At 57.7% G+C, this 23,971-nt stretch carries 21 protein-coding genes; 8 read left to right on the top strand and 13 right to left on the bottom strand.

Annotation, left to right across the window (positions count from 1 at the left end; translation table 11 throughout):
- Nucleotides 1-2: 2 nt before the first annotated feature.
- From atpE to mnmG, 7 genes are all read right to left on the bottom strand, one after another.
- Nucleotides 3-260, bottom strand: a complete 258-nt coding sequence (atpE, locus tag AB4N85_RS21760; protein ID WP_003097235.1) for a F0F1 ATP synthase subunit C — start codon at nucleotides 258-260, stop codon at nucleotides 3-5.
- 133 nt (nucleotides 261-393) lie between these two features.
- A complete protein-coding gene (gene atpB / locus AB4N85_RS21765) occupies nucleotides 394-1,263 on the bottom strand; it encodes a F0F1 ATP synthase subunit A (protein WP_016772402.1) in 870 nt (289 codons plus the stop codon).
- A gap of 16 nt (nucleotides 1,264-1,279) precedes the next feature.
- Complete coding sequence (locus tag AB4N85_RS21770) at nucleotides 1,280-1,687, bottom strand: F0F1 ATP synthase subunit I (protein WP_016772401.1); 408 nt, start codon at nucleotides 1,685-1,687, stop codon at nucleotides 1,280-1,282.
- Between the two features lie 148 nt (nucleotides 1,688-1,835).
- Nucleotides 1,836-2,708 (bottom strand): ParB/RepB/Spo0J family partition protein, encoded by an 873-nt coding sequence (locus AB4N85_RS21775; RefSeq protein WP_007960777.1) that lies wholly within the window; start codon nucleotides 2,706-2,708, stop codon nucleotides 1,836-1,838.
- 9 nt (nucleotides 2,709-2,717) lie between these two features.
- Nucleotides 2,718-3,515 (bottom strand): ParA family protein, encoded by a 798-nt coding sequence (locus AB4N85_RS21780; protein WP_016772400.1) that lies wholly within the window; start codon nucleotides 3,513-3,515, stop codon nucleotides 2,718-2,720.
- 18 nt (nucleotides 3,516-3,533) lie between these two features.
- Nucleotides 3,534-4,178 (bottom strand): 16S rRNA (guanine(527)-N(7))-methyltransferase RsmG, encoded by a 645-nt coding sequence (gene rsmG, locus AB4N85_RS21785; RefSeq protein WP_095182341.1) that lies wholly within the window; start codon nucleotides 4,176-4,178, stop codon nucleotides 3,534-3,536.
- Nucleotides 4,175-6,073 (bottom strand): tRNA uridine-5-carboxymethylaminomethyl(34) synthesis enzyme MnmG, encoded by a 1,899-nt coding sequence (gene mnmG, locus AB4N85_RS21790; RefSeq protein WP_252868519.1) that lies wholly within the window; start codon nucleotides 6,071-6,073, stop codon nucleotides 4,175-4,177. Before mnmG ends, rsmG begins: the two co-directional genes overlap by 4 nt.
- Before the next feature lie 564 nt (nucleotides 6,074-6,637).
- On the opposite strand from mnmG, the gene AB4N85_RS21795 reads away from it, so the two are divergent.
- From AB4N85_RS21795 to AB4N85_RS21805, 3 genes are all read left to right on the top strand, one after another.
- A complete protein-coding gene (locus AB4N85_RS21795) occupies nucleotides 6,638-7,144 on the top strand; it encodes a sigma-70 family RNA polymerase sigma factor (protein ID WP_252868520.1) in 507 nt (168 codons plus the stop codon).
- Nucleotides 7,144-8,094: a FecR domain-containing protein gene (locus tag AB4N85_RS21800; RefSeq protein WP_236167837.1), complete on the top strand. Its 951-nt coding sequence runs from the start codon at nucleotides 7,144-7,146 to the stop codon at nucleotides 8,092-8,094. The genes AB4N85_RS21795 and AB4N85_RS21800 overlap by 1 nt, the downstream gene beginning before the upstream one ends.
- A 118-nt stretch (nucleotides 8,095-8,212) precedes the next feature.
- Nucleotides 8,213-10,648: a TonB-dependent siderophore receptor gene (locus tag AB4N85_RS21805; protein WP_252868521.1), complete on the top strand. Its 2,436-nt coding sequence runs from the start codon at nucleotides 8,213-8,215 to the stop codon at nucleotides 10,646-10,648.
- A 42-nt stretch (nucleotides 10,649-10,690) separates the two neighbouring features.
- Here AB4N85_RS21805 and mnmE read toward each other — a convergent pair whose 3' ends face one another.
- The 5 genes from mnmE to rpmH form a co-directional block, all read right to left on the bottom strand.
- Nucleotides 10,691-12,058: a tRNA uridine-5-carboxymethylaminomethyl(34) synthesis GTPase MnmE gene (mnmE, locus tag AB4N85_RS21810; RefSeq protein ID WP_460065821.1), complete on the bottom strand. Its 1,368-nt coding sequence runs from the start codon at nucleotides 12,056-12,058 to the stop codon at nucleotides 10,691-10,693.
- Nucleotides 12,059-12,139: 81 nt separating this feature from the next.
- A complete protein-coding gene (gene yidC, locus AB4N85_RS21815; RefSeq protein ID WP_041476523.1) occupies nucleotides 12,140-13,819 on the bottom strand; it encodes a membrane protein insertase YidC in 1,680 nt (559 codons plus the stop codon).
- Between the two features lie 2 nt (nucleotides 13,820-13,821).
- Nucleotides 13,822-14,067 (bottom strand): membrane protein insertion efficiency factor YidD, encoded by a 246-nt coding sequence (gene yidD / locus AB4N85_RS21820; protein ID WP_027901580.1) that lies wholly within the window; start codon nucleotides 14,065-14,067, stop codon nucleotides 13,822-13,824.
- Nucleotides 14,060-14,461, bottom strand: a complete 402-nt coding sequence (gene rnpA / locus AB4N85_RS21825; RefSeq protein ID WP_024014946.1) for a ribonuclease P protein component — start codon at nucleotides 14,459-14,461, stop codon at nucleotides 14,060-14,062. Before rnpA ends, yidD begins: the two co-directional genes overlap by 8 nt.
- A gap of 16 nt (nucleotides 14,462-14,477) precedes the next feature.
- Nucleotides 14,478-14,612: a 50S ribosomal protein L34 gene (rpmH, locus tag AB4N85_RS21830; protein WP_003213577.1), complete on the bottom strand. Its 135-nt coding sequence runs from the start codon at nucleotides 14,610-14,612 to the stop codon at nucleotides 14,478-14,480.
- Between the two features lie 566 nt (nucleotides 14,613-15,178).
- On the opposite strand from rpmH, the gene dnaA reads away from it, so the two are divergent.
- Genes dnaA through gyrB form a run of 4 tightly spaced genes read left to right on the top strand, consistent with a single transcriptional unit; the run spans nucleotide 15,179 to nucleotide 21,386 of the window.
- Nucleotides 15,179-16,702, top strand: coding sequence for a chromosomal replication initiator protein DnaA (dnaA, locus tag AB4N85_RS21835; protein ID WP_252868523.1), 1,524 nt, complete (start codon nucleotides 15,179-15,181; stop codon nucleotides 16,700-16,702).
- Between the two features lie 39 nt (nucleotides 16,703-16,741).
- Nucleotides 16,742-17,845: a DNA polymerase III subunit beta gene (gene dnaN / locus AB4N85_RS21840; RefSeq protein ID WP_016772390.1), complete on the top strand. Its 1,104-nt coding sequence runs from the start codon at nucleotides 16,742-16,744 to the stop codon at nucleotides 17,843-17,845.
- A gap of 14 nt (nucleotides 17,846-17,859) precedes the next feature.
- On the top strand, nucleotides 17,860-18,963 hold the full coding sequence (gene recF / locus AB4N85_RS21845; protein WP_056791117.1) for a DNA replication/repair protein RecF: 1,104 nt from the start codon (nucleotides 17,860-17,862) through the stop codon (nucleotides 18,961-18,963).
- A gap of 5 nt (nucleotides 18,964-18,968) precedes the next feature.
- On the top strand, nucleotides 18,969-21,386 hold the full coding sequence (gene gyrB, locus AB4N85_RS21850) for a DNA topoisomerase (ATP-hydrolyzing) subunit B (RefSeq protein ID WP_024014948.1): 2,418 nt from the start codon (nucleotides 18,969-18,971) through the stop codon (nucleotides 21,384-21,386).
- A 58-nt stretch (nucleotides 21,387-21,444) separates the two neighbouring features.
- On the opposite strand, the gene AB4N85_RS21855 is transcribed toward gyrB, so the two are convergent.
- Nucleotides 21,445-22,164, bottom strand: a complete 720-nt coding sequence (locus AB4N85_RS21855) for a response regulator transcription factor (protein WP_073470814.1) — start codon at nucleotides 22,162-22,164, stop codon at nucleotides 21,445-21,447.
- A gap of 164 nt (nucleotides 22,165-22,328) precedes the next feature.
- Here AB4N85_RS21855 and AB4N85_RS21860 point away from each other — a divergent pair, with 164 nt between their 5' ends.
- Nucleotides 22,329-23,864 (top strand): sensor histidine kinase, encoded by a 1,536-nt coding sequence (locus AB4N85_RS21860; RefSeq protein WP_252868524.1) that lies wholly within the window; start codon nucleotides 22,329-22,331, stop codon nucleotides 23,862-23,864.
- Nucleotides 23,865-23,971 lie beyond the last annotated feature (107 nt).

Below are 23,971 nucleotides of genomic sequence, written 5' to 3' on the forward strand. Positions count from 1 at the left end.
AATCAGCCAGCGATCTGACCAACGAACGGGTTCGCAAAGGTGAAGAACAGAGCGATACCAACACCGATCATGGTTACGGCGTCGAGCAGACCGGCAACGATGAACATTTTTACTTGCAGCATTGGAACCATTTCTGGCTGACGCGCTGCGCCTTCCAGGAACTTGCCGCCCAGCAGGCCGAAACCAATTGCGGTACCCAGTGCGCCCAGGCCGATCAACAGTGCAACAGCGATAGCGGTTAGACCAACTACAGTTTCCATCTTTCCTCCCGACTTTTACGTCGTATGGTTTAGGTTTTTTAGATTAAAGCGGTAAAACAAATCGTTTCAGCTGCCCCGCAAGGAGCTCCCTCCCGTTTGACCGGGAGGAACATCAGACTAGTCGAGACTGGTCTTAATGGTTTTCTTCGTGCGCCATCGACAGGTAGACGATGGTCAGCATCATGAAGATGAACGCCTGCAGGGTGATGATCAGGATGTGGAATACAGCCCACGCCCACTGCAGAACAACGCCCAGGCCGCTGAGCCAGAGCAGGCCGCTGCCGAACATCACAGCGATCAGAATGAACACCAGCTCGCCGGCATACATGTTGCCGAACAGACGCAGAGCCAGAGAGATCGGCTTGGCGATCAGGGTGACGAATTCCAGCAGGAAGTTCACCGGGATCAGCAGGGCCTGAACGAAGATGTTCTTGCTGCCGAACGGGTGCAGGGTCAGTTCGCCGATGAAGCCACCGATGCCCTTGACCTTGATGCTGTAGAAAATGATCAGTGCGAACACCGAGAACGCCATGCCCAGAGTCGCGTTCGGGTCGGTAGTCGACACGGCGCGGAACGGGATGTGGGCATCGCCGGAGATCAGGATGGCCAGCTGAGGAATCCAGTCGACCGGTACCAGGTCGACGGCGTTCATCAGGAACACCCAGACGAAGATGGTCAGTGCCAGCGGTGCAATCACCGGGCTACGGCCATGGAAGCTGTCTTTCACGCTGCCATCGACGAATTCGACCAATACTTCAACGAAGTTCTGCAAGGCACCCGGCTGACCCGAAGTCGCTTTCTTTGCCGCCATGCGGAAAAGAAGAACGAAGATCAGACCCAGCGCGACCGACCAGCCGAGGGTATCGACGTGGAAAGCCCAGAAGCCCATTTCCTTGGCTTCTGCTGCGGTGTGGGCAAAGCCCCAGCCGCCGTTGGGTAGCTGACCGAAAGTCAGGTTCTGCAAGTGGTGCTGGATATAGCCCGAAGCGGTTGTCTCTGCCATGGTTGCCTCAAACGCCCTAAGGTCTCGAAAGTCTTGTTCTCATCAGCAGGGGAGCGAACCAGCTGACCGACTGCGTCAGCACGAACACGCCGAATACTGCGATCGGCGCCAGTGGCTTCACACCTGCGAACACCAGTGCAAACAGCACTGCCGTCAAAATAAGTTTGCCTGCCTCGCCGGCATAAAAAGACCGGACGATGGACTGGGCTGCTCGGGCGCCGGAAAACCGAAATGCCCTGTGAGCGAAATAAACATTGGGCAGCAAGGCTATCAGGCCTCCGCAAAGTCCCGAGTATCCGGCAACGACTCCATGCCATTGCCAGAGCGCCAAAGCGGCAATGAGCAGAATGACAAATTGAGCCATCAACACCGGAAAAACCGCCAGGCGATGGAAAGGCAAGCGGTTTGGCGTGCGGGTTTCCATCACAGTTGCTCTCCAATGGTCGGCTGCCGAAATTCAATAACTTGGCATAATTTGTGCCGACAAAATGCGCGCAGAGTATAGGGGCGGTTCTGCCCCTATTCAACTGTCAGGTAGTGATTTCCGACTGCGCGCTACATGAGGAAATGTTTCAGCGGATGTGTGCGAGCACACCTTGAAGCTCGTCGAGCGAGTTATAACCAATCACCAATTGGCCCTTGCCCTTCTTGCCATGGCGAATCTGCACCGCAGAGCCTAGGCGCTCGGCCAAACGCTGCTCGAGGCGAGCGATGTCCGGGTCGGGTTTGGCAGCTTCCACAGGCTCCGGTTTGCCACTCAACCACTGGCGAACCAGTGCCTCGGTTTGGCGCACGGTCAGCCCTCGTGCGACAACATGTCGCGCCCCTTCGACCTGCTGATTGTCCGGCAGACCGAGCAAGGCACGCGCGTGACCCATTTCCAGGTCACCGTGCGACAGCATTGTCTTGATCACTTCAGGCAGTGCAATAAGTCGCAACAGGTTAGCCACAGTCACCCGCGACTTACCCACAGCCTCGGCAACCTGCTGCTGAGTCAGCTGGAATTCCTGCTGCAAGCGCTGCAAGGCGACGGCTTCTTCGATCGGGTTGAGGTCTTCACGCTGGATGTTCTCGATCAGCGCAATCGCAATGGCGGTTTCATCCGGCACATCGCGAACCATCGCCGGGATGGTTTCCTGCCCGGCCTGCTGACTGGCGCGCCAGCGGCGTTCACCGGCAATGATCTCAAACCGACCGCCGCCAATCGGGCGCACCACGATCGGCTGCATCACGCCTTGGGCCTTGATCGACTGCGCCAGCTCTTCCAGGGCCTGCGGGTCCATGTCACGGCGCGGCTGATATTTGCCACGCTGCAGCAGGTCCAGCGGCAGGTGTTGCAGTTCGCGGGTGTCGGCCTGCGCGGCTTGTTCTTCCAGCGCGCTGACCGTCGGACCACTCAGCAGTGCATCCAGTCCACGTCCGAGACCTCGTTTCTTGACGGCCATGGGGATTCCTTAAGTTGGCTGAGCAGCAGCAATGCGTGAATTTTTGCGCTGACGACGAACCATCTCGCCTGCCAGAGCCAGATAGGCCAGGGCACCACGCGATTGCTTGTCGTAAGCCAGCGCCGGCATGCCGTAGCTCGGTGCTTCGGCCAAGCGAATGTTGCGCGGGATCACCGTGTCGTACAGCTGATCGCCGAAGTGTTCCTTGAGCTGCGCCGAAACATCGTTCATCAGGCTCAGGCGCGGGTCGTACATGGTCCGCAGCAGGCCTTCGACTTTCAGGTTCGGGTTGAGCAACTCGGCGATGCGCTTGATGTTATCCACAAGGTCGCTCAAACCTTCCAGCGCAAAGTATTCGCACTGCATGGGGATAATCACCCCGTCAGCGGCGACCAGTGCGTTGAGTGTGAGCATCGACAGCGACGGTGGGCAGTCGATCAAAATGTAATCGTAGTTGTCACGGATCGGCGCCAGCGCGCTGCGCAGACGGCTTTCCTTCATCTGCATTTCCAGCAGCACCACTTCGGCCGCGGTCAGATCGCGGTTGGCCGGCAGCAATTGATAACCGCCGTGCTCGGAGAAGTGCATGGCCTGACCCAGATCGCATTCACCGATCAGCAGATCGTAGACCGAGTTTTCCAGACCATGTTTATCCACACCGCTACCCATGGTGGCGTTGCCCTGTGGATCGAGATCGATCAACAGCACCCGTCGCTTGGTCGCGACCAGGGATGCTGCGAGGTTGATGCAGGTGGTGGTTTTGCCCACACCACCCTTCTGGTTCGCTATCGCGAATACCTTAGCCATTCTTGCTTGTGTTCCCAATCATGCCGTGCGGCGCAGTATCAGCAGATGGCGTTGGCCTTGGCAACCGGGGACGGCCAGGGCGTGTTCGCTATCGAGTTTGAAATCTGCCGGCAATGCTACCAGCTCATCGGCCGGATGAACGCCCTTCATTGCCAGCCAGCGTGTATCGGCATCGCCCAAGTGGCGAGTCCAGTTGGTGAAGTTTTCCATGCTGCTGAAGGCCCGGGAAATGATCCCGTTGAATGGCTGCGCAGGCTGGAACGCTTCGACGCGACTGTGGATAACTTGCAGGTTATCCAGCTTCAGTTCGAGTTTGACCTGAGTCAGAAAGCGGGTTTTCTTGCCATTGCTGTCCAGACAGGTCACCTGCGAGTCCGGATACAGGATCGCCAGCGGAATACCAGGCATGCCACCACCACTGCCGACATCGAGCCAGCGACCGTTTTCGATAAACGACATCACGCTGAGACTATCGAGCAAGTGCCGCGAAACCATTTCGTCCGGATCGCGCACGGCGGTCAGGTTGTAGGCCTGGTTCCATTTGATCAACAGGGCCAGGTAACCCAGCAGCAATTTGTGCTGGGTTTCTGTGAGATTGACACCGAGCTCGCGGGCTCCTGTGGATAACTCTTCGGCGTGTTGCGAAGTGACCTTGGCACTCAAGCGCTTTGCTCCAACTGACGGCCCGCGCCGCGTTTTTTCAAATGAATCATCAACAGCGAAATCGCCGCCGGGGTTACGCCCGGGATCCGCGAAGCCTGGCCCAGCGTTTCGGGACGTGTGGCGCCGAGCTTGCTCTGGATCTCCTTGGACAGACCGGAGATGTTGGTGTAATCGATATCCACAGGCAATTTTGTGTCTTCGCTGGCGCGCAGACGAGCGATTTCGTCCTGTTGGCGGTCGATGTAACCGGCGTATTTGGTCTTGATCTCAACCTGCTCGGCGACCTGTGGATCTTCGGCGCCCTGCCCGGTCACTTCGACCAGACCGGCGTAATCGATTTCCGGACGGCTCAACAGGTTGAGCAAGTTGTATTCGTGGGTCAGCGGCGTGCCGAACTTGTCAGCAATAGCATCGCCCTGCGGAGTATTTGGCCGCACCCAAGTGCTTTTCAGGCGCTGCTCTTCAAGCTCAATGCTTTCGCGTTTCTTGCAGAAGGCCGCCCAGCGCGCGTCATCGACCAGACCGAGCTCGCGCCCTTTTTCGGTCAGACGCAGGTCGGCGTTGTCTTCGCGCAGAATCAGGCGGTACTCGGCGCGAGAGGTGAACATGCGGTACGGCTCTTGGGTACCGAGGGTGATCAGGTCGTCGACCAGAACGCCGATGTACGCTTCATCGCGGCGCGGACACCAGGCTTCTTTGCCCTTGGCCCGCAGCGCAGCGTTGGCGCCGGCGAGCAGACCTTGAGCGCCGGCTTCTTCGTAACCGGTGGTGCCGTTGATCTGCCCGGCGAAGAACAGACCGCCGATGACTTTGGTTTCCAGGCTGTACTTGAGGTCGCGGGGATCGAAGTAGTCGTACTCGATCGCATAACCCGGACGCACGATGTGCGCGTTTTCCATACCGCGGATCGACTGCACGATCTGCAATTGCACGTCGAACGGCAGGCTTGTGGATATCCCGTTCGGATACAGCTCATGGGTGGTCAGACCTTCCGGTTCGATGAACACCTGATGGCTTTCCTTGTCGGCAAAGCGATGAATCTTGTCTTCGATCGACGGGCAATAACGCGGGCCGACACCTTCGATTTCACCGGCAGCGGAATACATCGGCGAACGATCAAGGTTCGCCGCGATGATTTCGTGGGTACGCGCATTGGTATGGGTGATCCAGCAGCTGACCTGACGGGGATGCTGCTCCTTGCTGCCCATAAACGACATCACCGGGATCGGAGTGTCACCCGGCTGCTCAGTCATCACCGAGAAATCCACAGATTTGCCATCAATACGCGGCGGTGTACCGGTTTTCAGGCGCCCGACACGCAATGGCAACTCACGCAGACGGTGGGCCAGAGCAATCGACGGTGGATCACCGGCGCGACCGCCAGAGAAATTCTGCAAACCAATGTGGATAAGTCCACCGAGGAAGGTACCAGTGGTCAACACCACGGAATCGGCGAAGAAGCGCAGACCCATCTGTGTGACAACACCACGGACTCGCTCCTGCTCAACGATCAGGTCGTCAGCAGCCTGTTGAAATATCCACAGGTTCGGCTGGTTTTCCAGGATTTCGCGGACAGCGGCCTTGTAGAGAATCCGGTCGGCTTGCGCACGGGTCGCCCGTACTGCCGGGCCTTTGCGGCTGTTCAACACACGAAACTGGATGCCGCCCTTGTCGGTAGCCATGGCCATCGCGCCGCCGAGGGCATCGATTTCCTTGACCAGATGGCTTTTGCCGATGCCACCGATGGCCGGGTTGCAACTCATGGCGCCGAGGGTTTCCACGTTATGCGTCAGCAACAGGGTTTTTGCCCCCATGCGTGCTGACGCCAGTGCTGCCTCGGTACCGGCATGACCGCCGCCGATGACGATCACTTCAAAACGGGAAGGGAAATCCACCACGCACCTCGTGCCTGCTTAAGTAGGTCATTCAGGAAATATTGAAACCAGGTTTCTGGACCTGGTCGGCAAGTATAGGGACTTCGCCCTTTCTAAAGAACCCTTTGCACAAAATTTAACCAGCTGTGGAGAACTCGAGGTTAAAAGAATAAAAAAGAGAGAAATTTATAAAACCTTTGTTTTTATGTTTATTCTTACTGAGCACCATTTCTGTGGATAGATCGCTACAGGCCGTGTTTTACAGTGTGTACAGATGTTCAAAACTCTGTGCTCATGTGGCAATGAGGCCCTTGGATAACCGGTGTAAGCCTGTGGATGAAAGGGAAGGTTATCCACAGAGCGGGTTATATCCAGTTTTCAACCCCCTTTATCAACTGACCTCAGGAGCAGTTATTCACAGGGCTTAATCCACAGAAAATCGCCGACATGTCTTTTTCCGGACGCAAAAAAAGCGTCAGCGAGGGATTGGTGACGCTCGGCAAGCCAATTGCAGGAAATGGCTATTGTGAGAGGACGTAACAGAAGCTAATAATAGCCATTATCATTAACACGTCAGTTTCTCCCATGCCCCTACCCGCCCACACCGCTGCGATCGAGCAAATCTACGAGCAACATCATTCGTGGCTGTATGGTTGGCTCAATGGCAAACTGCACAACGCCTGCGATGCAGCCGATGTGGCGCATGACACGTTTTTGCGAGTTCTGGCGGCGCGCAATGCAGCTCATATTCGTGAGCCGAGGGATTACCTGACGACTATTGCGCGCGGCCTGGTCATCGATCGTTATAGACGCAGGGCGATTGAAAGCGCTTATCTGCAGGCCCTCGCAGCTCGGCCGGAAGCGTCAGTCATTAGCGAAGAAGACAGGGCGCTGATCATTGAAACCCTGATCGCTGTGGATAAAGCATTGACCGGGCTGGGTCCGCGAACACGGCAGATCTTCATGCTTTCGCAAGTCGACGGACTGACTTATCAACAGATCGCCGTGCAATTGAGAGTCTCGCTGACCACAGTAAAAAAACACATGATCCGCGCCCTGACTGAGTGCGCCCTGATCATGGCGCAGCCATGATGGCCGCCGCTGCAAACCGTCAGGTATTGGAAACTGCCGCCAGCTGGTATGTGCAGTTTCAGTCTCAGCCACCGAGCCTTGCCGAACAAAAGGCCTGGCAGTTGTGGATAGACAGCGATCCAGCGCATCTGGCGGCGTGGAACCAGATGGAACAATTGCAGCGCCACCTCGGTACGCTGCCGCAGGATCTGAAACGATGTGCGCTCAATAACACTGGTCAGCACCGCCGGCAGGTGCTCAAGCTGTTGCTGCTCGCAGCGGGAACAGGCTTCGTTGGCTGGAGTGCTCAACGACACACATCCCTCGGCAACGTTTGGGCCGACTATAAAACCGGTGTGGGTCAGCGTCGCACCATCAGCCTGGCCGATGGCAGCCAGATCCAGCTCAATACCGACTCGGCCATCGATGTTTCTTTCGACGCAGCGCAACGCCTGATTCAACTGCGTGCCGGTGAAATCCTCATCCAAACCGGCAAGCTTGGCGATCAGCGGCCGTTCTATGTGCAAACCCGCGACGGGCGGATTCAAGCTTTGGGCACCCGGTTCTCGGTGCATCAGATGTCCAGCTCAACCAGAGTTGGGGTGCTGGAAGATCGAGTCAGCGTTCAACCCGCGCAGTCATCCACTGCTGCGCTCATTCTGAAAGCAGGCGAAGGCGCGGATTTCGATAGTCGGCACATCGGCCTCAGTCATTCCTTCCAGTCATCAGAAGTGGCCTGGATCAACGGCCAGTTGATCGTTTTCGACGCGCGCCTGGGCGATGTAATCGCGGAGTTGGGACGCTATCGCAGTGGTGTATTGCATTGTGATCGCCGCGCCCGGGATCTGCGGGTCTCCGGGACTTTCCGGCTCGATTCGACCGACGCAGTGCTGGCCAACCTTCAGGCCTCGTTGCCAATCAACGTGCGTTATTTCAGCCGTTATTGGATCTCGATCAGCCATAGCGCTTGATCAAAAAATGCCTGGGGAAAAATAATTTCAAGCAGGGTTATCTTTTTTCGCCCTGACCCGGCCCTACAGGTAATCGCGATAAACGCGGCTCTTCGCCACCTTCAGGGCTAATCCACACATGCGTCTTCCCACGTTCCGTCAGCGCTTTTCTCCACATTGCATTGCATGCAGCTTATTGATGGCCAGCGCTGCGTCTTGTCTGGTGATCAGCAACAGCGCCTTCGCGGCGTCGACATCCCAGCGCTTCGCCATTGCCGCCGGCCCGCTGGATAGTGCCTTGAGCCAGTTCGCCGCTGCCGCCAATGTGATTCTGTCGTTCTCGCCGCAGCAGACCAGCCGCTTGCGCAGTGCCGGTTTAAATGGCGATTTCAGCGTCGAACAAGGTTTCGCTCAATTGCTGCAAGGCTCGGGTTTACAGGCAGTGCCACAAGCACCCGGCAGTTACATTCTGCAGAACGTGCCCAGCGGTGACTCCCTGGAGCTGGCGCCGACCAACATCAATGCGCAGTTGGGTAATCCAATGAATCTGGATTACACCGCCGACGTCGGCTACAAGGCGCAAAACAGCCGGATCGGTACGAAAACCAATACGCCGCTGTCGGAAACACCGCGTTCCGTGTCAGTGGTGACCGGGCAGCGCATCAAGGATCAGAAATCCCAGACACTCACCGACGTACTCGGCTACGTGCCGGGGATCTTCGCCCCACCTTTTGCCGCCGGTGACAGTCTGGCTGGCGACCCGTTCTATATCCGTGGTTTCAACGCCACCGATTACGGCTACGGTTTGCTGCGCGATGGACTGCGCGTGCAGGGCAATCGCTATGACACCAGCACCGAGCCGTACGGACTTGAGCGGGTCGAGGTGTTCCGTGGCCCGTCTTCGCTGCTGTATGGCGAAAATGCGCCAGGCGGTCTGGTCAATCTGGTCAGCAAACGCCCGACCGCCGCGCCTCAGGGCGAAGTGCAACTGGGCTATGGCTCGAACAATCGCCGGCAAATCGGCGTAGATGTCTCCGGCCCGCTCAATGACAACGGCAACGTTCTCGGACGCGTGGTGATGCAGGGGCGCAAATCCGATACCCAGACCGAGCACGTTCCTGACGACCGGATTTATATCGCCCCTTCGCTGACCCTGAACTTCGACGATTTCAATACGCTGACGCTGCTGGCCAACTACCAGAAAGACCACACCAACATGGAGCTTGGCCTGCCGGCCGCCGGCACGTTGCTGAGTAATCCCAACGGCCAATTATCCAAAGACACAATGCTCGGCGACCCGGACTGGAATACCTTCGAACGGGAAACCTGGAGCAGCGGTTACGAGTTCAGCCACTCGTTCAACGACGACTGGCAGTTCCGCCAGAACTCGCGCTACATGCAGTCGCGCATCACCCGCCACGAAACCTGGCCGGGCAATCTGAACAACGCCGGTTTCGGCACGCGGTTGAACGTGACCGCTTACGATCGCTTCAACAAATCCATGGTGTATTCGCTGGATAACCAGCTCGAAGGCAAGTTCGAGGCGGGCGAGCTGGAAAACACCGTGCTGTTGGGCGTCAGCTACGATCGCACCTCGTTCAACCAGGACTGGAATGCCGGCGTTGTCGGGCCGATCGATGTGTATAACCCGGTTTACCTGCGCGATCCGACCACGCCAATTGCCGTGCAGAACACTTTGCTCGAGCAGCAGATGAAGGGTGTTTATGCACAGATTCAGAGCAAGTACGACCACTGGCTGTTCCTGCTGGGCGGGCGCCAGGACTGGGTCGACAGTGACTTCCGCGACAAGGTGGCGCGAGGCAGCAACATCAGCTCCGAGGACAAGAAGTTCACCTATCAGGGCGGCGTGATGTATCAGTTCGACAACGGCATGACGCCGTATGTCAGCTATTCAACAGCGTTCGTGCCGGTGCAGCAGATTTCCAATGCCGGCGCACCGCTTGATCCGATCACCAGCAGCCAGTACGAAGTGGGTTTGAAGTACGAACCGATGGGCTGGGACACCGCTTTCACCGCTTCGGTGTATGACCTGCGCAAGAAGGACGACACCTATTTCGACGCAACGACGTCAACCTATCGCCAGGTGGGCGAAAGCCGCGCCAAAGGGGTGGAGCTGGAACTCAACAGTAATTTGACGCAGAACCTCAATGTCACGGCGGCTTATACCTACACCGACGCAAAAATTACCAAGGATTCGGCGACGTCGCTGGTCAAGGGCCACCAAATGACCGGCGTGCCGCGTAATCAAGCGTCGGCCTGGGCGAAATATCGCTTCCTCGACGGTGATTTGAAAGGCTTGTATGTGGCCGGTGGCGTGCGTTATTTCGACAGTGCGTTTGCCTACACTTCGCCTTCTCTCTACGGAAAACTGGATGCCGGCGACGTGACATTGGTCGACGCGGCTGTTGGATATCAGATCGATACACACTGGAGTGTCGATCTGAACGCGAAGAACCTGTTCGATAAGGAATACGTTTCGGGATGCAACGATGCAGGTCGCTGTTACTGGGGCGAGGATCGTACTTTGCTCGGTACGGTGTCCTATAACTGGTGAACAAAAAAGGGGCTGTGGATGAATTATCCACAGCCCCCTCTTTTATTTGCCAATGCAGAAGCTGGAGAAAATCTGTCCGAGCAAATCATCAGAACTGAACGCCCCGGTAATTTCACCCAGGGAATGTTGAGCCTGGCGCAAATCCTCAGCGAGCAACTCCCCAGCGCCCGCCAGGGTCAGTTGCGCGCGGCCATGTTCCAATGCCGCGCTGGCGTGGCGCAGTGCCTCCAGATGCCGGCGACGTGCGCTGAAGCTGCTCTCCGAGGTCTGCTCGTAACCCATGCACGCCTTTAGATGATCACGCAGCAGGTCGAGGCCTTCAGCGGACTTGGCGCTGAGACTGATGGTCACGTGGCCGTCGTCACTGGTTTCCAGAGCAATCGCTTCACCGGTCAGATCGGACTTGTTACGGATCAGGGTGACTTTCGCCGGATCCGGTCGAGACTCAAGGAATTCTGGCCACAAGGCAAAAGGATCCAGTGCCTCCGGTGCGGTCGCATCGACCACCAGCAAAACCCGATCCGCTTCACCAATGGCTTTCAACGCCCGTTCCACACCGATCTTTTCCACATGATCATCGGTGTCACGCAGTCCTGCAGTATCGACCACATGCAACGGCATCCCGTCGATGTGGATATGTTCGCGCAGGATATCCCGCGTAGTACCGGCAATCTCGGTGACGATGGCGGCTTCGCGACCGGCCAATGCATTCAACAGGCTGGATTTACCGGCATTCGGCCGCCCAGCGATGACGACGGTCATGCCATCACGCAATAACGCGCCCTGCCCTGCTTCGCGCAGTACTGTGGATAACTCATCGCGTACTTTGTCGAGCATGCTCAATACATGGCCGTCGGCGAGAAAGTCGATTTCCTCTTCCGGGAAGTCGATGGCGGCTTCAACGTAGATACGCAAACCGATCAGTTGCTCGGTCAGGTTATGCACACGCTGGGAAAACGCACCCTGCAATGAGCGCAGCGCATTGCGCGCAGCCTGTGCAGAACTGGCTTCGATCAAATCGGCGATTGCTTCGGCCTGGGCCAGATCGAGTTTGTCATTGAGGAAGGCGCGCTCGCTGAATTCACCTGGACGGGCCAGACGGCAGCCCAGTTCCAGACAACGCTTGAGCAACATGTCCAGAACGATCGGGCCGCCATGGCCCTGCAATTCCAAGACGTCTTCGCCGGTAAACGAGTTCGGACCCGGAAAATACAAAGCCAGGCCTTCGTCCAGCACCTGCTGGTCGTCACTGAAAAACGGTCCGTAATGGGCATAACGCGGTTTCAGTTCTCGGCCGCTGATGGCTATTGCCGCAACGCTGGCCAACGGCCCGGAAATACGGACGATGCCCACACCGCCGCGCCCTTGAGCGGTGGCGACAGCGGCGATGGTTTCACGTGGTGTGCTCATAAAGCGGCATCCAGACAAAAGTGGCAGATAGCAAAACGCCCCACTAGGGGGCGTTTTGAGTGGTGTTATCCACAGTGCAAGTTACGCCTCGGCTTTTTTCGTCGCCGCTTCGATCTTACGCGTGATGTACCACTGTTGTGCAATCGACAGGCAGTTGTTCACAACCCAGTACAGCACCAGGCCCGCCGGGAACCACAGGAAGAAGAAGGTGAAGATGATTGGCATCATTTTCATGACCTTCGCCTGCATCGGATCCGGAGGCGTCGGGTTCAGCTGCTGCTGGATGAACATGGTTGCGCCCATGATGATCGGCAGAATGAAGAACGGATCCTTGATCGACAGGTCAGTGATCCACAGCATGAACGGCGCCTGGCGCATTTCCACGCTTTCCAGCAGAACCCAGTACAGCGACAGGAAGACCGGCATCTGCACGAGGATCGGCAAGCAGCCGCCCAGTGGATTGATCTTCTCTTTCTTGTACAGCTCCATCATGGCCTGCGACATTTTCTGCCGGTCATCGCCATGTTGCTCTTTCAGCGCAGCCAGTTTCGGAGCCACGGCACGCATGCGCGCCATCGATTTGTAGCTGGCGGCCGACAGCGGGAAGAAGATCCCTTTGATCAGCATGGTCAGGAAGATGATCGACCAGCCCCAATTACCGACAATGGCGTGGATATGTTGCAGCAGCCAGAAGATCGGCTGGGCAATGAACCAGAGAATGCCGTAGTCGACGGTCAGTTCCAGACCTGGGGACAACTCTTTCAGTACAGCCTGACTCTTCGGACCGGCGTACAGCACAGCACTGGTTTCAACTTTCGCACCTGGAGCAGCGGTCAGAGTCGGACCGGTGTAACCGATGATGTAGTTGCCTTTGCTGTCTTTACGGGTCTGGACGATATTGTTTTCGCCCTTGGCCGGAATCCACGCGGTCACGAAGTAGTGCTGCAACCAGGCTACCCAACCACCGGTGACGGTTTCCTTGAGCTGCGCCTTGTCCATGTCCTTCATCGACACTTTCTTGTACGGCTCGGAACTTGTCCACAGGGCAGCGCCCAGGTAAGTCGCGGTGCCAGTAGCAGTGGTCGACGAAGGATCAGCGCTGGCGTCGCGCTTCAACTGGGCAAACATTGCGCCGTTCCAGGGCTGAGCGCTCTGGTTATCCACAATGTAGGAGACAGCGACGTCGTACAGCCCACGTTTCATGGTGAAACGCTTGATGTAGTTGACGCCGTCCTTGCTGAATTTCAGGTCAACGACGAGTTGATCCTGACCGTCAGCCAGTTGGTAAACCTTCTTCTCCGAGGAATAAACCGGACGACCGGCCGGGTTTGCATCCGGGCCGTTGGTACCGATCAGACCGCTTTGCGCCAGATATACACGTTCGCCGCCGTTATCGAACAGCTGGAACGGAACGTCAGGACGATCCTGACGACGTGGGTACAAAGGCAGAGTCAGTTGCGCAACGTCGCCACCCTGTGGATCGATCGCCAGATCGAGCACATCGGTCTTGACCTGAATCAGATCCTTGCTGGCGGCGACCGGCGTTTCGGCAGGTGCGCTGGTATCGCTGGCGGCGCGCGGAATATCGTCACTGGCAGCATTTGTGCCAGTGGCGGTGTCCGGCAAACCGGATGTAGTCGTACTGGAAGCAACATTCTGAGTCGGCAGGGCAGCCTGGCCATAATCCTGGTTCCATTTAAGAACCATGACGTAGGACACGATTGCCAGGGCGACGATCAGGATCGTGCGTTTGATATCCATGATTACTCGGCCATCGAAGAAGAACGGGAGGTAGGGACAGGTGGAACCGGGTCATAACCACCGGGATTCCACGGATGACAGCGACCTAAACGACGAAAGGTCAGCCAGCCACCGCGCAGAAGGCCATGATTTTCAATGGCTTCATACGCGTAGCAGGAACAACTGGGGTAGAAGCGACAGTGGCTGGCCATTAAAGGACTAATGGCATAGCGATAAAACTGGATCGGAACGAGGGCCAGTTTACGCATCGGTACTGTCTACCCCTACAGTTTCGGTTTTGACTGCCGGAACGGGCTTGTTGCGTGCCAGACGCTTCCAGAGTTTGCCGAAATGCTGAATCAATTCGGGGTTTTCTACATCACCCAAACCTTTGCGCGCGACGATAACGATGTCCCAGCCGACCAGTGAATCCTGGTGCAGACGGAACGATTCGCGCATCAGACGTTTGAGGCGATTGCGCTCAACGGAGAGCTTCACGCTCTTTTTCCCGATAACCAGCCCGAGACGGGGGTGATCAAGATCGTTGTTGCGTGCAAGGAGCAGGAGATTTTTCCCCGGAACCTTGCCGGTAGGGGAGTCAAAGACTGCCTTGAAATGCCGGGGGGTAAGCAGACGCTTTTCCCGACTGAAGTCCTGACTCACCTCCAGAACCGGATTATCAAACTGCCAGACGCGCACGACCTTTGGCGCGACGACGCGACAGGACTGCGCGGCCGTTCTTGGTAGCCATGCGAGCACGGAAACCGTGGGTACGAGCGCGTTTGATTGTGCTTGGTTGGAAAGTACGTTTCATGTCGTGTTACCTGGTTCGTCCACAACGGGCCGGAATGGCCCCCGTTTTAAGAGACCGGGGATTCTAGAGAAAGCAAGCCTTCAGGTCAATTTCCAACCAGCGTTTCCTCATAAATAGATCCGGGCAGGTTTTTAGCTTGAACGCCTGTCAGCCAGATATAGAAATAAAGAAGGGAATTATTTAAAGCTTTTCTGTAAAGCTTGTAAAAGCTAGACACGCCATCTTCTGTGGATAACTGCCATGAAGCCTTATTCCACGGGATGTACAGAGAATGACAACTACAGTGGAAAACCGTGTTCAGCCTGTGCTGCGCTATCGGATAAGCTGTGCGTGGAATGGCTAGTTATCCACAGGCTGGTTATCCACCGGGTTTAGCCCCCAGTTGTCCAGTGCCCTCAGAGGCGTTTATCCACAGGGCTTATTCACATGCCGTTGGTCGCCTTTTAATGCGTTAACGCGTTGATAAATGATGGTGACGGACCTACCTGCATGTGGATAAGTGAATCGCTCGCCGCTACAATGGCCGCTTGTTTTTGCCTCACCGGCTTTCAACTTAGGGGATATCCGTGTCAGTGGAACTTTGGCAGCAGTGCGTGGAGCTTTTGCGCGAAGAGCTGCCTGCCCAACAATTCAACACCTGGATCCGTCCACTACAGGTCGAAGCCGAAGGCGACGAGTTGCGCGTCTACGCACCGAATCGTTTCGTGCTGGACTGGGTCAACGAAAAGTACCTGGGCCGCGTCCTTGAATTGCTGGATGAGCACGGCAATGGCTCGACGCCGGCGCTGTCCTTGTTAATAGGCAGCAAGCGCAGCTCGGCACCTCGTGCCGCACCCAATGCGCCGCTGGCGGCCGCGCAGGTTGCTCAGGCGCAGGCCAATAATGTGCCGCCGAGCAATCCGGCACCGACGCCAGCCCCTGCTCCGGCCAAACGTTCCACACAGAAGGCCGCTGAAGTCAGCGAAGAACCTTCCCGCGACAGCTTCGACCCGATGGCGGGTGCTGCTTCGCAGCAGGCCCCGGTTCGCGCGGAGCAGCGCACCGTGCAGGTAGAAGGTGCGCTCAAGCACACCAGTTACCTGAACCGCACGTTCACCTTCGAGAATTTTGTTGAAGGTAAATCCAACCAGCTCGCCCGTGCGGCGGCCTGGCAGGTGGCGGACAATCCCAAGCACGGCTATAACCCGCTGTTCCTTTATGGTGGCGTCGGCCTGGGTAAAACCCACTTGATGCACGCAGTGGGCAACCATCTATTAAAGAAGAATCCGAATGCCAAGGTCGTGTACCTGCATTCCGAGCGTTTCGTGGCCGACATGGTCAAAGCGCTGCAACTGAACGCCATCAACGAATTCAAGCGTTTCTACCGTTCGGTGGACGCCTTGTTGATCGACGATATTCAGTTCTTCGCCCGCAAGGAGCGTTCCCAGGAAGAGTTTTTCCACACCTTCAACGCGCTGCTTGAAGGTGGTCAGCAGGTCATTCTCACCAGTGACCGCTACCCGAAAGAAATCGAGGGCCTTGAAGAACGCCTCAAATCCCGCTTCGGCTGGGGCCTGACCGTTGCGGTCGAGCCGCCTGAGCTGGAAACCCGCGTGGCGATCCTGATGAAGAAGGCCGATCAGGCCAAAGTCGAGTTGCCCCATGACGCCGCGTTCTTCATCGCCCAGCGCATCCGCTCGAACGTTCGTGAGCTGGAAGGCGCGCTGAAACGTGTGATCGCTCACTCGCACTTCATGGGCCGCGACATCACCATCGAGCTGATTCGCGAATCCCTCAAAGACTTGCTGGCGTTGCAGGACAAACTTGTTTCTGTGGATAACATTCAGCGCACCGTCGCCGAGTATTACAAGATCAAGATTTCCGACCTGCTGTCCAAGCGCCGCTCGCGCTCGGTGGCTCGTCCGCGTCAGGTGGCCATGGCGTTGTCCAAGGAACTGACCAACCACAGCCTGCCGGAAATCGGCGATGTGTTTGGCGGCCGCGACCACACCACCGTGCTGCACGCCTGCCGCAAGATCAACGAACTTAAGGAATCCGACGCGGACATCCGCGAGGACTACAAGAACCTGCTGCGTACACTGACCACTTGATGAACACCAGCGCAGCTTATTAAGGCAAGGGACTAGACCATGCATTTCACCATTCAACGCGAAGCCCTGTTGAAACCCCTGCAACTGGTCGCAGGCGTCGTCGAGCGCCGACAGACCTTGCCGGTACTGTCCAACGTGCTGTTGGTCGTCGAAGGCCAGCAACTGTCGCTGACCGGTACCGACCTGGAAGTCGAGCTGGTCGGTCGTGTGCAACTCGAAGAGCCGGCCGAAACCGGTTCCATCACCGTGCCGGCGCGCAAGCTGATGGATATCTGCAAAAGCCTGCCCAACGATGCGCTGATCGACATCAAGGTCGACGAGCAGAAGCTGGTGGTAAAGGCCGGCCGTAGCCGCTTCACCCTGTCGACCCTGCCGGCCAACGATTTCCCGACCGTCGAAGAAGGCCCGGGCTCGCTGACCTGCAGCCTGGAGCAAAGCAAACTGCGTCGTCTGATCGAACGCACCAGCTTCGCCATGGCCCAGCAGGACGTGCGTTACTACCTCAACGGCATGCTGCTGGAAGTTTCCGCTGGTGTGATCCGCGCCGTGGCCACCGACGGACACCGTCTGGCGATGTGCTCGATGCAGGCCGATATCGGTCAGCCGGATCGCCATCAGGTGATCGTGCCGCGCAAAGGTATCCTCGAGCTGGCGCGTCTGCTCACCGAGCCGGATGGCAATGTCAGCATCGTCCTCGGCCAGCACCACATCCGCGCCACCACTGGCGAGTTCACTTTCACCTCGAAACTGGTCGACGGTAAATTCCCGGATTACGAGCGCGTCCTGCCGAAAGGTGGTGACAAGCTGGTACTCGGCGATCGTCAGGCGTTGCGTGAAGCGTTCAGCCGTACCGCGATTCTGTCCAACGAGAAGTACCGCGGTATCCGTCTGCAACTGGCCAGCGGTCAGTTGAAGATCCAGGCCAACAACCCGGAGCAGGAAGAAGCGGAAGAAGAAGTGGGCGTTGAATACAACGGCGGCTCGCTGGAGATCGGCTTCAACGTCAGCTATCTGCTCGACGTGCTGGGCGTGATGACCACCGAGCAGGTTCGCCTGATCCTGTCCGACTCCAACAGCAGTGCGCTGGTGCAAGAGTCCGACAATGACGATTCGGCTTACGTTGTCATGCCGATGCGTCTGTAATCAGCTGATCCTGAATGTCGTTAAGTCGTGTTTCGGTCACCGCGGTGCGCAATCTGCACCCGGTGACCTTCTCCCCCTCCCCCCGCATCAACATTCTTTACGGCGCCAACGGCAGCGGCAAAACCAGTGTTCTGGAAGCCATTCATCTGCTGGGGCTTGCCCGTTCGTTTCGCAGCACGCGGCTGTTGCCCGTGATTCAGTACGAACAGCTCGCCTGTACCGTATTCGGTCAGGTTGAGCTGGCTGAAGGCGGACACAGTGCGCTGGGGATTTCCCGCGACCGTCAGGGCGAGTTCCAGATTCGCATCGACGGCCAGAACGCCCGTAGCGCTGCGCAGCTGGCGGAGATCCTGCCGCTGCAGTTGATCAACCCGGACAGCTTCCGTCTGCTGGAAGGCGCACCGAAGATTCGCCGGCAGTTTCTCGACTGGGGCGTGTTCCACGTCGAACCGCGTTTCATGGCCACTTGGCAGCGTTTGCAGAAGGCGCTGCGCCAGAGAAACTCCTGGCTGCGGCATGGTACACTTGACGCCGTTTCGCAAGCGGTTTGGGACAGGGAACTGTGCCAGGCCAGCGCTGAAATCGATGAATACCGCCGCGCTTACATCACAGCCTTGAAACCGGTCTTCGAACAGACCTTGAGCGAACTGGTTGAGCTCGAGGGTTTGACGCTCAGCTATTACCGAGGCTGGGACAAGGACCGCGAATTGAGCGCCGTACTCGCCGCTTCCGTGCAACGGGACCAGCAGATGGGGCACACCCAGGCCGGACCGCAACGAGCTGATTTGCGTCTCAGATTGGGCGCACACAATGCCGCGGACATTTTGTCCCGGGGTCAGCAGAAGTTAGTGGTGTGTGCACTGCGGATTGCCCAAGGGCACCTGGTCAGCCAGGCCCGTCGCGGACAGTGTATTTATCTGGTGGATGACTTGCCGTCCGAGCTGGACGAGAGCCACCGTCGCGCGCTATGCCGCTTGCTGGAAGACTTACGCTGCCAGGTGTTTATCACCTGTGTAGATCACGAATTACTGAGGGAAGGCTGGCAGACGGAAACGCCAGTCGCTTTGTTCCACGTGGAACAGGGCCGTATCACCCAGACCCACGACCATCGGGAGTGAAGGCATTGAGCGAAGAAAATACGTACGACTCAACGAGCATTAAAGTGCTGAAAGGCCTGGATGCCGTACGCAAACGTCCCGGTATGTACATTGGTGACACCGACGATGGCAGCGGTCTGCACCACATGGTGTTCGAGGTGGTCGACAACTCGATCGACGAAGCCCTCGCCGGCCATTGCGACGACATCAGCATCATCATTCACCCGGACGAATCCATCACCGTTAAAGACAACGGTCGTGGCATCCCGGTAGACGTGCATAAAGAGGAAGGCGTTTCCGCCGCCGAGGTCATCATGACCGTCCTCCACGCTGGCGGTAAGTTCGACGACAACTCCTACAAAGTATCCGGCGGTCTGCACGGCGTAGGTGTGTCGGTGGTGAACGCGCTGTCCGAAGAACTGGTCCTGACCGTTCGCCGCAGTGGCAAGATCTGGGAACAGACCTACGTCCACGGCGTGCCTCAGGCACCGATGGCCATCGTTGGCGACAGCGAAACCACCGGTACCCAGATCCACTTCAAGGCTTCCAGCGAAACCTTCAAGAACATTCACTTCAGCTGGGACATCCTCGCCAAGCGCATTCGTGAACTGTCCTTCCTCAACTCCGGTGTCGGCATCGTCCTCAAGGACGAGCGCAGCGGCAAGGAAGAGCTGTTCAAGTACGAAGGCGGCCTGCGTGCGTTCGTTGAATACCTGAACACCAACAAGACTGCGGTCAATCAGGTGTTCCACTTCAACATCCAGCGTGAAGACGGCATCGGCGTGGAAATCGCCCTGCAGTGGAACGACAGCTTCAACGAGAACCTGTTGTGCTTCACCAACAACATTCCGCAGCGCGACGGCGGCACTCACCTGGTGGGCTTCCGCTCGGCACTGACGCGTAACCTGAACAACTACATCGAGCAGGAAGGTCTGGCGAAGAAGCACAAAGTCGCCACCACCGGCGACGATGCCCGTGAAGGCCTGACCGCGATCATCTCGGTGAAAGTGCCGGATCCGAAGTTCAGCTCGCAGACCAAAGACAAGCTGGTGTCTTCCGAAGTGAAGACTGCAGTGGAACAGGAGATGGGCAAATACTTCTCCGACTTCCTTCTGGAGAACCCGAACGAAGCCAAGCTGGTAGTCGGCAAGATGATCGACGCCGCCCGTGCCCGTGAAGCTGCGCGCAAGGCCCGTGAAATGACCCGCCGCAAAGGCGCGCTGGACATCGCCGGCCTGCCGGGCAAGCTCGCTGACTGCCAGGAAAAAGACCCGGCGCTGTCCGAACTGTACCTGGTGGAAGGTGACTCCGCGGGCGGTTCTGCGAAGCAGGGACGTAACCGCAAGACCCAGGCGATCCTGCCGTTGAAGGGCAAGATCCTCAACGTCGAGAAGGCACGCTTCGACAAGATGATCTCGTCCCAGGAAGTGGGCACGCTGATCACCGCGCTGGGCTGCGGCATCGGTCGCGAAGAGTACAACATCGACAAGCTGCGCTATCACAACATCATCATCATGACCGATGCTGACGTCGACGGTTCGCACATCCGTACCCTGCTGCTGACCTTCTTCTTCCGTCAGTTGCCCGAGCTGATCGAGCGTGGCTACATCTACATCGCCCAGCCACCGCTGTACAAAGTCAAAAAAGGCAAGCAAGAGCAATACATCAAAGACGACGACGCCATGGAAGAGTACATGACGCAGTCGGCCCTGGAAGATGCAAGCCTGCACCTGAACGAAGAAGCCCCGGGCATTTCCGGCGAAGCGCTGGAACGTCTGGTGAACGACTTCCGCATGGTGATGAAGACCCTCAAGCGTCTGTCGCGTCTGTACCCTCAGGAGCTGACCGAGCACTTCATCTATCTGCCGGCCGTCAGTCTGGAAACCCTGGGCGACCACGCGGCGATGCAAGAGTGGCTGGCGCAGTATGAAGTCCGTCTGCGTACCAACGAGAAGTCGGGTCTGGTCTACAAGGCCAGCCTGCGTGAGGATCGCGAACGTGGCGTCTGGCTGCCAGAGGTCGAACTGATCTCCCACGGTCTGTCGAACTACGTCACCTTCAACCGCGACTTCTTCGGCAGCAACGACTACAAAACCGTGGTCACCCTGGGCGCGCAACTGAGCACCCTGCTCGATGAAGGCGCGTACATCCAGCGTGGCGAGCGCAAGAAAGCCGTTACCGAGTTCAAGGAAGCCCTCGACTGGCTGATGGCCGAAAGCACCAAGCGCCACACCATCCAGCGCTACAAAGGTCTGGGCGAAATGAACCCGGATCAGCTGTGGGAAACCACCATGGACCCAAGCGTGCGGCGCATGCTGAAAGTCACCATCGAAGACGCCATCGGTGCAGACCAGATCTTCAACACCCTGATGGGTGATGCGGTCGAACCTCGCCGAGATTTCATCGAGAGCAACGCACTGGCGGTTTCCAACCTGGACTTCTGATCCTGTTTGCTACCCGCTCATGGAAAACCCCGGCCAATGCCGGGGTTTTTTTGTTGCCTCACTCATTCCCAGTGCCGACACTCTCCAACCGATACCCATACCCATAAATTGTCAGCAACTGCCAACCCCGATCCGCTGTCAGCCCGAGCTTGTTGCGCAATCGGTAGATATGCGTATCCAGTGGCCGCGAGGAAGTTGTCTCCTCGTTCGGCCAGAAGCGCTCGTACAAGTAATCCCGCGACAATGGCCGCCCCAGGTTGCTGAACAGGCAGCGCGCCAAGCGGTATTCGCGTTCGGTCATGAGGATCGGTTTGCCTTCACGGGTGACGGTCAGTTCGGCGTCGTCGAAAGTCAGATCGTGAAACGTCTGTATTTCGCCCGCCGCGCTGCGCGGTTGGCTATGCCGACGCAATACGGCAGCCACCCTCGCCTTCAACTCATTGGGGCGAAACGGCTTGCTGACATAATCGTCAGCCCCGGCATTCAAGGCTTGAACGATATCGCTCTCGCCATCGCGGCTGGTGAGCATGATCGCCGCAGGTGGCGCGTCCATGTGTTCGCGGGTCCAGCGCAGCAGTGCCAGACCCGTGAGATCAGGAAGTTGCCAATCGAGAATCAACAGGTCGAAGGTTTCCCGGCGCAGCTGGCGCAACAAGTCTTCGCCGCGCTCGAAGCTGTGCAGTGACCACGGCTGCTCGCCCGCTTCGGCCATTTGCTCCAGGGTTTGCTCGACCCGGCGCAGTTCGGCGGGTTCGTCGTCCAGAATGGCAACGCGCATCGGCGGTGTTCCTTGTCGCTGGGGCTGGGATGTCGACAATAGCGACTCCCCGGCCGCGATGAAAGAAGCAGCCCGTCGGTGGTCGACGTCCGCTATGATTCTTCGGGTCTACGCCTCCGACCAGAGACCTATGAAACCCTATCCACTGCCCTGCCCTTTGCCTCATGCGTAACCCTCAACGCCGACGTGAAAGTCGTGAGCCGAGCCAGGTCCAGCGTCTGTTCCGGCGGCTGGTGCGCGAGTGGTTGTGGATAAGTCTAGTGCTGTTGCCGCTGACTGCCTTGTTGTCTTATCGCGCCCAGATCAATCTGCACAATCCGTCGCCAGCGCCCGGCGCTCTGTTGTCCGTGGCGATGGTCGCGGGTGTGCTGGGATTGTTGCTGTGGCGGCCGCGTTGGGCGCTGTGGGTAACCTTGGTCGGTATGGCCTGTGCGCTGATCGCCAGCGCCCTGCTGGCCGAAGTCCGCTACTGGTGGTCGCCAACGCCAGCAGCCCTGGGGATGTTGTTCGGTTACCTGATCTGGAACTGGCGACGCTTGAGTGTTGTGTTGACGTATTTCGGCTGGGAGCTGGCACGTCTGGACAGCGAACCGAAAGTCTTCCCTGAACGTCGGCGGACCCGCTTCACCGGTGCCGACCGTTTGCAGGGCCAGATCATGGCGCTCGAACAAGCCATGAGCCGCACCCGCGACACCCGGCGGTTCATTGCCGATGGCCTGGAATACCTGCCGGTGGCGACGCTGATCAGTGATCCGCTGGGCAAGATCCTGCTGGGCAATCGCAAGGCGCGCGAGTTGTTCGAGGATCCGCTGGTGGGCGATGACGTGCTCGATCAACTGGCACGGCTCGGCTATCCGGAATTATCCACAGCGCCGCGACCGCCGCTGGCCACCCTGCCGCTGCTGGAATTTCGCGATCACAAGGAGCGCAGTCTGCGCCTGGAAAGAGCGGCGCTGCTGCCGGTCGACGGCGATACGCCGATCGGTTGGCTGCTCAGCCTGACGGACTTGAGTGCCGAGCGTGCGGCCGAGGAGCAGCGCGGCGTCCTGCTGCGTTTTCTTTCCCACGACCTGCGCGCCCCCCATTCGGCGATCCTCGCCCTGCTGGATGTGCATCGTCATCAGGCGGGTGCTGATGCGCCGCTGTTCGAGCAGATTGAGCGTCAGGTGCGCCGAGCGCTGGATCTGACTGATGGTTTTGTCTTGTTGGCGCGCGCTGAATCCGAAACCTACCAGTTCCGCCCGACATTGTTCGCCATGCTGGTACTGGACGTGCTCGATCAGGCGTTGCCGATCGCCCAGCAGAAACGCATCGAGCTGCTCAACGAGGTCGATGAGCAATGCCAGGAGCGGCTGATTCTGGCCGATCAGGGACTGCTGACGCGCGCCCTGTTCAACCTGCTGGAAAACGCGATCAAGTACAGCCCCGCAGACAGCACTGTGCAACTGAAGGTCAGCTGTGATGGACAGTGGCTGCGCTGCGAATTGACCGATCAGGGCAAGGGCATTGCCGCCGATGAATTGCCTGACCTGTTCAGCCAGTATCGGCGTTTCTCTTCGGCCCAGGGCATCGACGGCGTGGGCTTGGGTCTATCGATGGTCAAAGCCGTGATTGATCATCATGGAGGTACGATTGAGTGTCGTAGCGTGGTCGATGCGGGAACCACTTTCCTTATCGAGTTGCCGCTGGTTGCTGATTGAAAAAGGGGCACAAAAAAACCGGCTATAACGGCCGGTTTTTTTACATCCGAATAAAACTTATGCACGGATTTCATTCAAATTAAAGATTTGAAAATATATATAGAAAT

It is taken from the genome of Pseudomonas sp. H1_G08, from assembly GCF_054681355.1.

What these genes read in the sequence shown, in the direction of transcription:
- AB4N85_RS21800 (WP_236167837.1), top strand. Translation starts at nt 7,144, where the DNA reads ATGGCCGCCGCTGCAAACCGTCAGGTATTGGAAACTGCCGCCAGCTGG.
- rpmH (WP_003213577.1), bottom strand. Translation starts at nt 14,612, where the DNA reads ATGAAACGTACTTTCCAACCAAGCACAATCAAACGCGCTCGTACCCAC.
- AB4N85_RS21770 (WP_016772401.1), bottom strand. Translation starts at nt 1,687, where the DNA reads ATGGAAACCCGCACGCCAAACCGCTTGCCTTTCCATCGCCTGGCGGTT.
- atpB (WP_016772402.1), bottom strand. Translation starts at nt 1,263, where the DNA reads ATGGCAGAGACAACCGCTTCGGGCTATATCCAGCACCACTTGCAGAAC.
- AB4N85_RS21805 (WP_252868521.1), top strand. Translation starts at nt 8,213, where the DNA reads ATGCGTCTTCCCACGTTCCGTCAGCGCTTTTCTCCACATTGCATTGCA.
- recF (WP_056791117.1), top strand. Translation starts at nt 17,860, where the DNA reads ATGTCGTTAAGTCGTGTTTCGGTCACCGCGGTGCGCAATCTGCACCCG.
- yidC (WP_041476523.1), bottom strand. Translation starts at nt 13,819, where the DNA reads ATGGATATCAAACGCACGATCCTGATCGTCGCCCTGGCAATCGTGTCC.
- AB4N85_RS21855 (WP_073470814.1), bottom strand. Translation starts at nt 22,164, where the DNA reads ATGCGCGTTGCCATTCTGGACGACGAACCCGCCGAACTGCGCCGGGTC.
- AB4N85_RS21860 (WP_252868524.1), top strand. Translation starts at nt 22,329, where the DNA reads ATGCGTAACCCTCAACGCCGACGTGAAAGTCGTGAGCCGAGCCAGGTC.
- AB4N85_RS21780 (WP_016772400.1), bottom strand. Translation starts at nt 3,515, where the DNA reads ATGGCTAAGGTATTCGCGATAGCGAACCAGAAGGGTGGTGTGGGCAAA.
- yidD (WP_027901580.1), bottom strand. Translation starts at nt 14,067, where the DNA reads ATGCGTAAACTGGCCCTCGTTCCGATCCAGTTTTATCGCTATGCCATT.
- dnaN (WP_016772390.1), top strand. Translation starts at nt 16,742, where the DNA reads ATGCATTTCACCATTCAACGCGAAGCCCTGTTGAAACCCCTGCAACTG.
- AB4N85_RS21795 (WP_252868520.1), top strand. Translation starts at nt 6,638, where the DNA reads ATGCCCCTACCCGCCCACACCGCTGCGATCGAGCAAATCTACGAGCAA.
- atpE (WP_003097235.1), bottom strand. Translation starts at nt 260, where the DNA reads ATGGAAACTGTAGTTGGTCTAACCGCTATCGCTGTTGCACTGTTGATC.
- mnmE (WP_460065821.1), bottom strand. Translation starts at nt 12,058, where the DNA reads ATGAGCACACCACGTGAAACCATCGCCGCTGTCGCCACCGCTCAAGGG.
- AB4N85_RS21775 (WP_007960777.1), bottom strand. Translation starts at nt 2,708, where the DNA reads ATGGCCGTCAAGAAACGAGGTCTCGGACGTGGACTGGATGCACTGCTG.